Genomic DNA, 13531 nt, shown 5'->3' with positions numbered 1-13531 from the left:
ATGCAAAAAGTAAACGGACATAGCATCAAACAAACGGAAGCGCCATTGAGCCTGCTTACGCTGATCCGCACGCGGTATCTGCCTTACTGGCCCCTCTTTGCGGGCGCCGTTGCCGTGGCGCTGCTGGCCGCTTTTCTTTATCTCCGCTACGCCACGCCACTCTATAAAATTTCCGGTGTACTCCTCGTACAGGAAGCCTCCAACGGTCTCGGCGCCAGCGATATGCTACAGTCGCTCGACCTCATGGGCGGCAGCAAAACCATCATGGAAAATGAAATTGAAATCCTGAAATCACGTACACTAACGAAAGCGGTTATACGTAATTTAAACCTCTATGGAGAAGTAGTGGAAAAAGGGAAAATAAGGGATGTGGTACTCTATAAAGATAGCCCCCTGCAATTTACTTTCCTGGAACCAGACAAAATTGCCAGCGCCGCCAGCGGTAACTGGCCTTTTACCTACGATCCCATAAAAAAACGTGTAGCCATCGACGGTAAAATCGTTCCGCTGCAGGATACGGTACAAAGCCGTTGGGGAAAGCTCCTGGTAAAGCCTGGCGCCGGACACGCAGACACCGCTGCTTCCTATGTGCTGCACATCATGACGGAGAAAACATGGATGCAGATGATCCTGGGCACCATGAAAATAATGCCTGCCGCCAAAGCTGGCAGCGTGGTAGACCTGGAATACACCGATGCCGCACCCGAACGGGGAGAAGACATTGTAAATGAACTGATCAGTGTATACAACAAAGCCGCTGTGGAAGATAAGAACAGGACCTCTGCCAACACCATGCACTTTGTGGAAGAACGCCTGCGTATTGTGAGCGCGGAACTGGGGCAGGCAGAAACACAGGTGGAACATTTTAAAACAGCAGAAGGGATTGTTGACATCGGTGAACAAAGCAAAATATTCCTCGCCGGTGTACAGGAAAACGATCGCAAAATCAGTGAGGCCAATATGCAGTTGTCCGTACTGGACGCCATTGAAAAATATGTGAACAGCCAGAATGCCGGTGGCAATATCGTTCCCGGTACCCTGGGCCTTTCAGATCCGGTGTTGCTGGAATTAGTCAGTAAGCTGTCTGAAACAGAACTGCAACTGGAAAGACTACGTAAAACCACCGGTGAAAACAGCCCCCTGCTGGCCAGTTTACACCGGCAGGTAGAACGGCTGAAACCCGCTATCCTGGATAATATCGGGAGCCTGAGAGCGAACCTGCAGGCCGGTATGACCCGGCTCCAGGCAGAGAACAGCCGCAACATGGGCATTATCCGGAGTGTACCTGGTAAAGAGAAGGCGCTGCTGGAAGTGAGCCGGCAACAGGTGATCAAGAACAACATCTATACCTTCCTGCTGGAGAAAAGGGAAGAAACCGCACTTGCTTATGCTGCTGCGGTCTCCGATAGCCGCGTGGTAGATGCGGGGGAGGCCGCCGCATATGCTTTCAGTCCGCAGAAACCCATGGTACTCGGTATTTCCATTCTCGGCGCACTGGCACTCGTAGCGGGATTCATCTCCCTGAAAGATATGATGATCCGCGAAGTGATGTTCCGCGCCGATATTGAACGCGTGACCACCGCACCGATTGCAGCAGAAATTATGCACCACGACAGCAAGGAAGCCATAGTAATGTCCAACAACAGCAGAACTGCAGTAGCCGAGCAATTCCGCGCACTGCGCACCTCTTTATCTTACATAGGACTGAATGGTGATCGAAAAACCTTGCTGATCACGTCTTCTATCTCCGGTGAAGGAAAAAGTTTTGTATCGGTAAACCTGGCCATGAGTTTATCACTTGCCAAAAAGAAAGTTGTGCTGCTGGAGTTCGACCTGCGAAAACCCATGATCAGCAAAATGCTGAATATGCGCGCAGATCCCGGCATCAGCAACTACCTGGTGGGAAAGGCTTCGCTGCAACAGATCCTGCAACCCGTAGGCGATAATGAGTATCTCTACCTGTTATCAGCCGGTATCATGCCGCCTAACCCCAGTGAACTGATCCTGAATGGTGAACTGGAACGCCTGCTGAATGAACTGAAAGAACGTTTTGATTATATCATTATTGATTCCGCACCGGTGGGATTGGTCACAGATGCCAGGCTCATTGCGCCTTACTGTGATGCCACCTTGTACATCGTGCGGCATCAGCGTACGCCCAAACACTACCTGAAACTGGTAGATGAGTTGTACCAGAATAAAGAACTCGGCAAACTCAATATCGTGTTTAACGGTATCAAACGACAAGGTGTAGCAGGATATGGTTATGGCTCCGGCTATGGCGATATTAACGGCTACGGTTATACGGAAGTAACAAAGAAACCCGGTTTATTCCGGCGCAGTGTAAAATAGCTGCTACAGGAATAGCAAGATACCATATCATAGCGGTAGAACAATGGCCGCTCCTGCCTTTATAAATTCTCCACAAACTATCCGATCACCTTAAAACCGGCTACTATGTTTAATGAACAGCCTCCGGTCTGGTATGCGGTATATACCCGGCCCAAATGCGAAAAGAAAGTGACAGATCTTTTCACCCGCAAGAAAGTGGAACATTATTGTCCTGTGCAACCGTTGGTGCGTGCCCGTAAGATCATCCAGGAACCGCTTTTCCCCTCTTATGTATTTGTACATATCCCGGAGAGCAGGAGTTGGGTGGTAAAAGAAACCGACCATGTGATCAACTTCGTTTACTGGCTGGGGCAGCCGGCCATCATTCCCGATCATGAAATAGGATTGATCCGCCAGTTCCTGCGGGATTATGAAGAGGTGTCGATGGAGAAATTTCCTTTATCTGCAGAAGGCGATAAAGTTGTTGCCACCGGCGCACGCATTGTGCAGATCAGCAGCAACCGGGTAAAAGTAGCGCTGAGCAGCCTGGGTTGCTCCCTGGTAGCCACTATTCCATCGAGGGAAATAACGGTGATCAGCGGACACAAGGCCGTAAACGGACATCATTACTGACCATAAACCAATCATCCTATGATGCAGCATATTCTCCTTTGCGGTGGCTCAGGCACCCGTTTATGGCCTTTGTCCAACCAGCAAACGCCCAAACAACTGTTAACCCTTTTTGATGGCTATAGTTTATTGCAACTCGCTTTCCGGCGCAACCGTTTTGCCTGTAACAAGGTAACGGCCATCGTCAATGAACAACAAGCCGCACTGGTGGAGGAACAGTTATTACAGGCCGGCGCCACAGCACCGGTATGCCTGGCGGAACCCGTAGGCCGTAATACCGCTGCCGCTATTGCTTTGGCCGCCTTTACCGCCGACCCGGAAACAATCCTGCTCATCACTCCGGCAGATCATCTCATCGGTACGCCGGACCGTTACGGTATGGCTATTGAAACGGCACGCATACTCGCTTCCAGTAATCATATCGTCACTATCGGGCTGGTACCCACCCGGCCGGAAACAGGCTTCGGCTATATCAGTTATTCCGGGCATGATGTACTCCGCTTCGTGGAAAAACCGGATCGCCCCGTGGCGGAAGCCATGCTGGCTGCCGGTGGCTTCCTCTGGAACAGCGGTATCTTCTGCTGCAAGGCCCGCATCATGCTGCAGGAATTACAGCAACATGCGCCTGCTATCTATGAAGCTGCCGCTATTGCTGCGGAAGAGTGGAAACAGACAGGTGTTTTGTCAAAAGCCTCGATGGAAGCCATCCCCGCAGATAGTATCGACTATGCCGTACTGGAGAAAAGCGACATCGTAAAAGTAGTCCCCAGCAAAATGGACTGGAGCGATGTAGGCAGCTACGAAGCCCTGGCAGAGGCGCTTTCCCAGCACTACCAATACCGGAATCACCAGGCGGTATTCATCGAAAGCGATCCCCGTAAAAGTATGGTGATCGGAAAAGATAAACTGGTGGCGCTGGTGGGTGTGGAAAATATGGTGGTGGTGAATACCGCCAGCGCATTGCTCATCATGCAAAAAGGAAACGGACAGGATATTAAACAACTGCATCAGTGGGTTCGGGAAAACCGCCCGGAACTGCTCTAAACATCACAACATATGGAGGCAAACGATTTAATTTATGTAGCCGGCCACCGTGGAATGGTAGGAAGTGCTATCAAAAGAAGACTCGAAACATTAGGCTACCAGCGCATTATCACCCGCTCTTCCGGTACGCTGGATTTAAGAAATCCTGCGGCGGTAGACGAATTTTTCGCCGCAGAGAAACCGGCCTACGTGTTCCTGGCCGCCGCTAAAGTTGGCGGTATACACGCCAACAATACCTATCGTGCAGAATTTCTCTATGATAACCTCATGATCGCTGCCAATGTTATTCATGCGGCTTATAAACATAACGTTACCAAGCTGCAGTTCCTCGGAAGCTCCTGCATCTACCCGAGGATGGCGCCTCAGCCTATCAAGGAAAGCTTCCTGCTGACCGGCGTACTGGAACAGACCAATGAACCCTATGCCATTGCAAAAATTGCCGGCATCAAGTTATGTGAAGCCTATCGTGATCAATATGGCTGCAATTTCATCAGCGTGATGCCCACCAACCTGTTTGGTATAGGGGATAACTATCACCCGGAAAATGCACATGTATTGCCTGCGCTGATCCGCCGCTTCCATGAAGCAAAAGTGAATCACAAACCATCTGTAACCGTATGGGGTACGGGCATGCCTAAACGGGAATTCCTGTTTGCGGATGATCTCGCAGATGCCTGTGTATACCTCATGCAGCACTACAATGAAAAGGAACCCGTGAATATCGGCATAGGAGAGGATCTCACCATCCGCCAGCTGGCGGAGTATATCCGGGAAGTGGTATGCTATGAAGGCGATATCATTTTTGACGATAGTAAACCGGATGGTACTCCGCGAAAGCTGATGGATGTTTCCAAACTGCACCGGTTGGGATGGAAACATAGTATCAGCCTGAAAGAAGGACTGGTCATGGCCTACCGGGATTTCCTCCAGCAGGATCAGTTCAAATTGCAATCTTAAAACTCAGTGCTATGAAAGTTGTCATCGTAGGAACAGGATATGTAGGATTAGTCACCGGCGCCTGCCTGGCGGAAGTGGGAACCAGTGTGGTTTGCGTAGATGTGGACGCAGCCAAGATCGCCCGTCTTCAGAAAGGGCTGTTGCCCATATACGAACCCGGTCTGCCTGAAATTGTGATGCGCAATCAGCAGAGCGGCGGGCTTTCTTTCACTACCTCACTGGCCAGTGCATTGCCGGGAGCAGAAGTAGTATTCATCGCGGTAGGCACGCCACCGGGAGAAGACGGCAGCGCCGATCTGCAATATGTGTTACAGGTAGCACATGAAGTAGGGCAACATATGGACCACTACCTGCTGGTGGTTACCAAAAGTACGGTGCCGGTAGGTACCGCTGCGCGGGTGAACCGCGCAATCAAGGAGAGTCTCAGTGCCCGCCAGCGCATCATCGAATATGATGTGGCCTCCAACCCGGAGTTTCTCAAAGAAGGTGCGGCAGTGAACGACTTCCTGAAACCGGACCGCATCGTGGCCGGGGTAAATACCACGCATGCCCGGGAAGTATTGGAACAACTTTATCGCCCCTTTGTACTGAACGGCCATCCGCTGCTGTTTATGGACGTAGCTTCTGCAGAGATGACCAAGTACGCCGCCAACGCCATGCTGGCCACCAGGATCTCCTATATGAACGATATGGCCAATGTATGCACGCTTGTTGGGGCAGATATCAACCAGGTACGCAAAGGCATCGGCAGTGATCCCCGCATCGGGAAACACTTTTTGTATCCGGGTATCGGTTATGGCGGTTCCTGTTTTCCGAAAGATGTAAAAGCGCTGATCCGTACAGGCCGCGAATACGGCTACCAGTTGCGCATCCTGGAAGCAGTGGAAGCGGTGAATGAAGATCAGAAGCAACTGCTGGCAGATAAAGTGATACGTCACTTCGATGGCAACATCAGCGGCCGCAGTTTCGCCATCTGGGGATTGTCTTTCAAACCCAATACCGACGATATGCGGGAGGCTCCTTCCCTGATCCTGATAGAACGCTTACTGGCGGCCGGTGCACAGGTACGTGTATACGACCCCGTGGCAATGGAAGAAGCACTGCCGTTGTTGGGCAACAGCGTCACCTTTGCAGATGATATGTACGCCGCCGCCACAGATGCAGATGCTATTCTCCTGGTAACGGAATGGAATGCTTTCCGGATGCCCGACTGGCAACGGCTGAAAGGCCTGCTCCAGTCGCCCGTACTCTTTGATGGCAGGAATATTTATGATGATGTACACCTGGTTAAACAGGGATTCACCTACTACGGTATCGGCAACACGGCGGCAACAGCTGTGAATGCCCTGATGCAATAGCCCCCTAATTTTCTTTATCACTAAAATAAACGATCGTATGAAAGTAGCCCTGATAACAGGTATTACCGGCCAGGATGGCGCTTATCTCGCAGAACTGCTGCTGGGAAAAGGATACATGGTGCATGGCGTAAAACGACGCGCTTCCCTGATCAATACAGAAAGAATTGATCACCTCTACCAGGATATGCACAGCGAAAATATACGCTTCCGCCTGCACTATGGTGATATGACAGATAGCACCAACCTGATACGCATTATACAGGAAACACAACCGGATGAAATCTATAACCTCGCGGCCATGAGCCATGTGCGCGTAAGTTTTGATACACCGGAATACACCGCCAATGCAGATGGTATAGGTACCCTCCGCCTGCTGGAAGCTTTACGCATCCTGAAACTGGAAAAGAAGACACGCATCTACCAGGCCAGTACTTCGGAGTTATACGGACTGGTACAGGAAGTACCGCAAAGGGAATCTACGCCTTTCTATCCCCGCAGTCCGTATGCAGTAGCCAAGTTGTACGCCTACTGGATTACGGTAAACTACCGTGAAGCATATGGCATGTTTGCCTGCAACGGAATCCTTTTTAATCATGAAAGCCCCTTGCGCGGGGAGACTTTTGTAACCCGTAAAATTACCCGTGGCGCTGCTGCCATTGCACTGGGATTACAGGATAAATTATACCTGGGTAACCTCGATGCACAGCGCGACTGGGGCCACGCAAAAGATTATGTGGAAGCCATGTGGCGCATCCTGCAACAGGAAACACCGGACGACTATGTGATTGCAACCGGTATTACCACTACGGTCCGGGAATTTGTACGCATGTCTTTCGCGGAGCTGGGTATTGAAATCGCTTTCCAGGGCAGCGGTGCAGAAGAAACCGGTGTGGTAGCTGCCTGTACCAATGAAGTATATGCTTTGCCGTTAGGAAAGGAAATCGTGGCAATTGATCCCCGCTATTTCAGACCAACGGAAGTAGAGCTGCTGATCGGCGATCCCACTAAATCAAAAACAGTATTAGGTTGGGAACCCGCTTATGATTTACCCGCGCTGGTAAAAGAAATGATGGCCAGCGATGTGGCATTGTTTGCAAAGAAGGAAGTAACACAACTGGAACATTTAATCGGATAATGACATGCAGGTAGCAAACAGGGTGATATTGAACACAGGCGCGCTCTACGGACGGATGCTCATCACCGTTTTTATTTCTTTGTACGCCACCCGGCTGGTGCTGAACCTGCTCGGAGCGGCGGACTATGGCCTGTTTAACCTGATCAGCGGTGTTATCGCCATGTTGTCTTTTCTCAATATGGCCATGACCATCAGCACACAACGCTATATGTCGTTTCACCTGGGCACAAAGGATGCACACAAACTGAAGGTAGTATTCAACTCCAGCGTGTTGCTCCACTTTATACTCGGGCTTGCACTGGTGATATTGTTTGAGGTAGCGGGCAGTTACCTGTTTGATCATGTACTCAATTATCCGCCTTCTCGCACCACTGCGGCCAAACTGATCTTCCAGTTTATGGTGATCAGCGCATTTTTTACCATCATCTCGGTGCCTTATGATGCTACTTTGATTGCGCAGGAAAATATGGTGATGGTAGCAGTACTCGGCGTGGTGGAATCAATGGGTAAGCTGGTGATTGCATTATGTCTGTCCTATCTGCCTTACGACCGGCTTATTGTGTATGGCGGTTTGATGGCGTTGCTCACTGTTTTGCTACTGCTCTTTAAGCAGGTGTATTGCGCCGTAAAGTATGAAGAAAGCCGTATCCGTATCCGGCAGTATTTCGATCCGCTCCTGCTCCGGGAAATGTTTGCCTATGCGGGATGGAATATGTTTGGCGCCGGTAGTTTTGTGGCCCGTAACCAGGGTATTGCATTGTTGCTGAATATTTTCTTTGGCACTATTGTGAATGCGGCCTATGGGATCGCCAACCAGGTAAATGCCCAACTCAGTTATTTCTCTGTCACCATGCTGCGCGCATTAAACCCGCAGATCATCAAAAGTGAAGGCAGTGGCGATCGGCCCCGTATGCTGCGGCTGGCAATGATCGCCAGCAAGTTTTCCTTTTACCTGCTGAGCTTTTTTGCGATTCCCATGATGATAGAAATGCCTTTCGTGCTGCAATGCTGGCTTAAACAGGTACCCGCTTTCACTGTCATAATGTGCCGCCTGATCATTATTGCTACGCTCATCAACCAATTGTCTTCCGGGATACAGATCGCTGTGCAGTCTGTCGGAAAAATAAAAAGATACCAGGTAATCGTCAGCACCATGGTGCTGTTCAATTTACCCATTGCATGGCTGCTGCTGAAAGCCGGTTATCCCGCTGCTACGGTGCTGGTCAGCGCCATCGGGATAGAAGTGGTCAGCGGTATTTACCGTATGGTGGCGGCCAAAAATATTACCGGTTTATCACCGGCGGTATTTTCCAGGCAGGTGCTCATTAAAGCTATTCTCCCGGTGTTACTCTCCGCCGGGTTGGCCTGTGTGCCGCAGCTTTTGCTGGAAGAGGGTTTTGTGCGACTGGGAATCACCACCCTGGTGAGCATTATCGGGATGATCACCTGGATACGCGTCATCGGGCTTACCGCAGATGAAACGGCTAAACTGGAACAACTGATCAACAGGTTTTTTTCAAAAGTACAGGCAAAGATGCTCCTGTTAAAAGCGAACTGATATGTATATACTTTTCTTCACCGACATCTCCCCTTTCCCGCAGAACGGGGGAGAAAGGATCAGGAGTTATTACCTGATCAAAGCCTTATCGCAACTGGGATATGAGGTCGTAGCCGTGGTGCGCAATGTAGAAAAGGTAGACTTACAGAAATATCATCTCCCGAATGTTATTTTTTATACCTACGAAACAAAACCTTTCGACCTGCTTACCCGTATTACCGGTAAGCAATACTTTCAGCGGACTGCCGCTGTGATGGAGATCTTTGAAGAGATCTGCCGCGAATATCCACTCGCTGCCGCTGTTCTGGACTATGGCTTTGTAGGGCACTATATTTCCTATTTCCGGCGGCAGGGTATTCCGGTGATCCTGGGTACACACAACGCGCAGCCTATGATCACCTGGCAACTCCCTTCAAAAGGCCTGGTAGATAAGCTGCGTAAATGGCAGCTGTTCAGCATGGAGAAATTGCATGAGCGGATGTACTTTAATAAAGCCGCTGCTGTATTGGTGGTCAGTGACGATGACAACGCCTATCATACCCGCTTTCTGCCAAAGCAGAAAGTATTCACCGTACCCAACTTCCTCGATGAAAAAGATTACCGCCTGTTTGGAAAGAAGCAGCAGCGCGTGCTGGTAATGACGGCTAACTTCGGTGTATATATGAATTTCGCCGGGCTGAAATGGTTTATCGAAAACGTATGGGATGAAGCACTGGCCGGAAAGTACGACCTGTGGCTGGTGGGCAGGGGTTCCAAAGAAGCGTTGAAGAAAATTACCGGCAAAGATGAATACCGTAACATTGCGGCCTTCGGAAAAGTAGATGATGTGAAATGGTATATCTCTGTAGCCAGTGCCGTCATTATTCCGTTGGTACATGGCAGTGGTACCCGCCTGAAATGCCTGGAAGCCATGGCCCTAAGCACACCCATTATCAGCACCCGTAAAGGCGTGGAAGGAGTGAAGAGCGAACACTTTATAGTGTCTGATGAACCCGGCGCCTTCCGGCAATCCCTGTTATCCTTTGATCCGGAAACAGATAGAGGAGCAAAACTGCGGGAAGATTTCCTGGAAGAATATAGCCTGGATGTAAACCGGGAACGGCTGCAACAGATTGTTCATTACGCGGTACGCGGTAAAATGCCTGCCTGTGTTTAACCGGATCAAAATAGCGTTGTATACTTTGCTCAGTGGCGTAAACCTGTCGCTGGTAGGGCAGTTGAAGCTCAATGAAATTATGGTGCTGCTGTCTGCTCCCTTTGTATTTGACCGGAGAGATTTTAAAACATATCCTTTTTTCCGGAAAATCATTCTTGCATTGGTAGCGCTTTTTGTATGCCAGGCTGTCACCGATCTGTTTATCGTACACAGTTCATCTGAAAATTTTCTGCGGGGCTGGGCGGCCATTATCATGTCTATGCTGTCTTTTATATTCCTGTTTAAAACTTTGGGAGATGATAAAGCGATTTTTTTCTTCCTCTGTATGACCCTGATCAAAAATATTATCTGGACAGATGATAACGCAGATACGGATATGTCTTATTTCAAGTTTAAGATGGTGCCTATTTTGTCGTATGCCGTATATATCTGTTCTTTTTTGTTATACCGCAAAGGGCAATGGAAAGCGGTATTGGCGCTGTTGCTGGGCTATAGCCTGTTATGTTTTGCGCGCGATTCCCGTTCTACCGGTATGGTGTTTTTCCTGGGCGCTATTATCATCTATTGCTTTAACAGTGGTATGTATCTCACGCGCGATCGCTTGGTGGTATTCGGAATAGCGGGCCTGCTTCTTTTCCAGTTTGCCTATATCGGCTATGTAAATGCTGTGCGGAATCATGAGATCGGTGGCGATCATGCTGCCGAACAGATAGAACGGCTTGATAATCCTTACAATCCGCTGGCTTTGCTCATGACCGGCCGTGGGGAAACCTTTGCAGCCCTGGCAGCCATCAGCGATGCGCCCTTGTTCGGGCATGGCTCCTGGGCAAAGGACGACAACCTGCAATACTACCGTATTCTTTTGCTGTATCAGAATGAGGAGATGAATGAACAACTGGCTGCTTCTACGGATCACCTGATTCCCAGTCACTCGATCCTGCTGGGCGCCTGGGTAAACTGCGGACTGGGTGGCTTTATTGCAGTACTGTGTGTATTTATTTTTCTGTTGAAGATGGGCTTTTACCTGATCCGTCATGCGGCAGATACGGCCCTGTACCCGGTATTGGTATTGATGACCATAGGCGTGATCTGGACTTTTCTCTTTTCACCTATTCAGCAGTTACGGTTCAATATACCTGCGGTGGGAGCGATTCTGCTGCGGGCGTACTATGATTTCCTGGAAGAAAGTACTGCGGCGGAAGTTGCCGGACAAACGGATGAATCCCTGCATTTGCTATCTCCCGGAGGGAAAATATAAACGGATAAAACAACAGCTATGAAAATATGCTTCATCACATTAGGCGACATTAAATTTATTGCTACCATGAAACGGGCCATCGGTATGGCCGGGCCGTTATTGTCGCTCGGCTGGGAGGTAGCCATCATTGCGGAAGACAGTGAGGAGAACAGAAAACGTATCGCCATGGAGTGTAGTGAGGCAGTGAAAATCTTTTATTATCAGCGTGGCACGGCGGCAGAAGAAGTGAAGATAAAAACAGCGTTGGTAAACGAGATCGCACCGGACTATGTACTGTTCTGCTCTTTCAGTTTCCGTAACCGCATTGCCAGGAGTAAGCTGACGGTTAAACCGAAGATCCTCATAGAACATTCAGAACTGCCGTCCGGTATTCCAGATAACAAGGGATTGCGCAGGTATGCCCTGCTGGCGCTGGAGTATTGGTCGGTATGGTATGCCGATGGGTTACTCTGCGCCAGCAGGTATCTCTGTAACACCTATACGAAAAGAGCTGCACAGCTGCTTCGGAAGCAACTGCCGGTATTATATTCTCCCTATGCCTTTAACCAGGACGTGGTAGAATCGCCCCGCGTGCGGCTGAAAGAATTGCAGGAAACTTTTGCGGGCAAAACCATGCTGGTGTACATGGGTACGCTTACACGAAATTATGGCTTGTTTACGATGTTACAGGCCATGGAAATGGTGAGTAAGGAAAGAAGCGATGTGATATTACTGCTACTCGGACAGGGGCGTCACCAGGAAGAAGCCAAAGTTTTTGTAAAAGAAAAGCAACTGGAAGCACAGGTGCAGTTTCTCGGATATACGCCGGAAGAAGAACTCAGCTCCTGGTTTGCAGCCGCCAGCGCCTTTATCTCCCCGCTGAATGATACCGTGCAGGATTGGGCGCGTTGCCCCAGCAAGATCTACATGTATATACCATTTAATAAACCTGTTTTCACCGGGCCAATCGGAGAACCACTGGAAATATTCGGGGAAGACGGCTACTATTTCAACAACAATGCACCGGCTTCGCTGGCGGTATTGATCAGTAAACTGGCCAGTGGTAAGCTGTTGCCGGTTACGGTAAACAAAGAAGCGCATAGCTGGGAAAGAAGGGCCGCAGATTTCTCCGCATGGATCAACAGTACAGACGCGGTAAAGGTATTACGTATTGCTAACCTGTAAATGATGACAACGTGAATTATGTATACTACAAGGATCCAAAAGGCAATTTTGGGGACGACCTCAACGGATGGCTGTGGCCGAAACTTTTCGGCGAAGGCCGCAGCGATGACCCGGAAGCTTTTCTGGGTATAGGTTCTATTCTCTTCGAAGGATCGCCGTTATTCCGGGATATTCCTGATAAATGTAAAATTGTATTTGGAACCGGCGTACGGCCTTCTTACCACACTTTCAGTCTGGATAATACCTGGGATATCCGTTTTCTGCGTGGACCGCTGTCTGCCTATGCGTTCAATAACCAGTTCCCCTATATCGCGGATGCAGCTTATGCGATCCGGCAATTGCCGGCATTTGATCAGTTCCTGCAGGTGAAAAAGAAATATAAAGTCAGCGTGATCCCTTATTTCAAATCAGTGCCTTTCTTCGACTGGGAAGCACTGTGCAAACAGTTAGGTTTTAACTATATCTCCCCGAGATCTGAAAAGGGAGTGGAGCATACGTTGCAGGAAATTGCCGCATCGCAGTATGTGATCGCAGAAGCCATGCACGGCGCTATCCTGGCTGATGCGCTGCGGGTGCCCTGGCACCGGTTTATTTTGTCTACTCCGCATACGGAGGGCAGCGGCGTGGCGGAGTTTAAGTGGATGGACTGGCAGGCAGCGATCCGGCTCTATAACATCAATGCTACACCGGTGAAGTTGTACCGTAAATCTTTTTTACATCAGAAAATAAAAGCGATCTCGGGAAACCGTATCAGCGCAGAGTTCCTGGCTACCAATATGGTGAAAACAGCACTACTGGAAGCCCTGTCGGGTGTTACGGAATTTTATTTATCGGAAGAAGATGTGATCAGGCGTATCGATCATAAAATCTATGACCAGGCTTTTCTGTTGAAAAAAGAAAAGTTACCGGATAGTTCTTCATTTATCACAACACATTAGTA

General features: G+C 49.5%; 11 protein-coding genes. All 11 read left to right on the top strand.

The window, feature by feature from the left end; genetic code table 11:
- The 11 genes from BMW79_RS29405 (at position 1) to BMW79_RS29355 (ending at position 13529) form a co-directional block, all read left to right on the top strand.
- Complete coding sequence (locus BMW79_RS29405) at positions 1 to 2352, top strand: GumC family protein (protein WP_089901861.1); 2352 nt, start codon at positions 1 to 3, stop codon at positions 2350 to 2352.
- 105 nt (positions 2353 to 2457) lie between these two features.
- Positions 2458 to 2964, top strand: coding sequence for a transcription termination/antitermination NusG family protein (locus tag BMW79_RS29400; protein WP_089901858.1), 507 nt, complete (start codon positions 2458 to 2460; stop codon positions 2962 to 2964).
- Between the two features lie 18 nt (positions 2965 to 2982).
- Positions 2983 to 4005 (top strand): mannose-1-phosphate guanylyltransferase, encoded by a 1023-nt coding sequence (locus BMW79_RS29395; RefSeq protein ID WP_089901855.1) that lies wholly within the window; start codon positions 2983 to 2985, stop codon positions 4003 to 4005.
- Between the two features lie 12 nt (positions 4006 to 4017).
- Complete coding sequence (fcl, locus tag BMW79_RS29390) at positions 4018 to 4962, top strand: GDP-L-fucose synthase (RefSeq protein ID WP_089901852.1); 945 nt, start codon at positions 4018 to 4020, stop codon at positions 4960 to 4962.
- A gap of 11 nt (positions 4963 to 4973) precedes the next feature.
- Complete coding sequence (locus BMW79_RS29385; RefSeq protein WP_089901850.1) at positions 4974 to 6320, top strand: UDP-glucose dehydrogenase family protein; 1347 nt, start codon at positions 4974 to 4976, stop codon at positions 6318 to 6320.
- 37 nt (positions 6321 to 6357) lie between these two features.
- A complete protein-coding gene (gene gmd, locus BMW79_RS29380; protein ID WP_089901847.1) occupies positions 6358 to 7455 on the top strand; it encodes a GDP-mannose 4,6-dehydratase in 1098 nt (365 codons plus the stop codon).
- A 4-nt stretch (positions 7456 to 7459) separates the two neighbouring features.
- Positions 7460 to 9013 (top strand): lipopolysaccharide biosynthesis protein, encoded by a 1554-nt coding sequence (locus tag BMW79_RS29375; RefSeq protein WP_089901844.1) that lies wholly within the window; start codon positions 7460 to 7462, stop codon positions 9011 to 9013.
- A gap of 1 nt (position 9014) precedes the next feature.
- Entirely contained in the window at positions 9015 to 10169 is a 1155-nt protein-coding gene (locus BMW79_RS29370; protein ID WP_089901840.1) for a glycosyltransferase family 4 protein, read from the top strand.
- Positions 10162 to 11427 carry a hypothetical protein gene (locus tag BMW79_RS29365; protein ID WP_089901837.1) on the top strand — a complete coding sequence of 422 codons (1266 nt, stop codon included), beginning with the start codon at positions 10162 to 10164 and terminating at the stop codon, positions 11425 to 11427. Before BMW79_RS29370 ends, BMW79_RS29365 begins: the two co-directional genes overlap by 8 nt.
- 18 nt (positions 11428 to 11445) lie before the next feature.
- Positions 11446 to 12591 (top strand): glycosyltransferase family 4 protein, encoded by a 1146-nt coding sequence (locus BMW79_RS29360; protein ID WP_089901833.1) that lies wholly within the window; start codon positions 11446 to 11448, stop codon positions 12589 to 12591.
- 11 nt (positions 12592 to 12602) lie between these two features.
- Positions 12603 to 13529 carry a polysaccharide pyruvyl transferase family protein gene (locus BMW79_RS29355; RefSeq protein ID WP_089901830.1) on the top strand — a complete coding sequence of 309 codons (927 nt, stop codon included), beginning with the start codon at positions 12603 to 12605 and terminating at the stop codon, positions 13527 to 13529.
- The last annotated feature ends 2 nt before the right edge of the window (positions 13530 to 13531 follow it).

Origin of the sequence: Chitinophaga arvensicola (genome assembly GCF_900110835.1) — a bacterium.
In the GTDB taxonomy this organism is placed as follows: Bacteria; Bacteroidota; Bacteroidia; order Chitinophagales; family Chitinophagaceae; genus Chitinophaga; species Chitinophaga arvensicola.
This window is presented reverse-complemented; position numbering and strand designations above follow the sequence as displayed.

Bases quoted from the DNA above. Each gene is read 5' to 3' on its own strand.
- fcl (WP_089901852.1), top strand. From the start codon at position 4,018: ATGGAGGCAAACGATTTAATTTATGTAGCCGGCCACCGTGGAATGGTA.
- BMW79_RS29395 (WP_089901855.1), top strand. From the start codon at position 2,983: ATGATGCAGCATATTCTCCTTTGCGGTGGCTCAGGCACCCGTTTATGG.
- BMW79_RS29375 (WP_089901844.1), top strand. From the start codon at position 7,460: ATGCAGGTAGCAAACAGGGTGATATTGAACACAGGCGCGCTCTACGGA.
- BMW79_RS29370 (WP_089901840.1), top strand. From the start codon at position 9,015: ATGTATATACTTTTCTTCACCGACATCTCCCCTTTCCCGCAGAACGGG.
- BMW79_RS29405 (WP_089901861.1), top strand. From the start codon at position 1: ATGCAAAAAGTAAACGGACATAGCATCAAACAAACGGAAGCGCCATTG.
- BMW79_RS29385 (WP_089901850.1), top strand. From the start codon at position 4,974: ATGAAAGTTGTCATCGTAGGAACAGGATATGTAGGATTAGTCACCGGC.
- BMW79_RS29360 (WP_089901833.1), top strand. From the start codon at position 11,446: ATGAAAATATGCTTCATCACATTAGGCGACATTAAATTTATTGCTACC.
- gmd (WP_089901847.1), top strand. From the start codon at position 6,358: ATGAAAGTAGCCCTGATAACAGGTATTACCGGCCAGGATGGCGCTTAT.
- BMW79_RS29400 (WP_089901858.1), top strand. From the start codon at position 2,458: ATGTTTAATGAACAGCCTCCGGTCTGGTATGCGGTATATACCCGGCCC.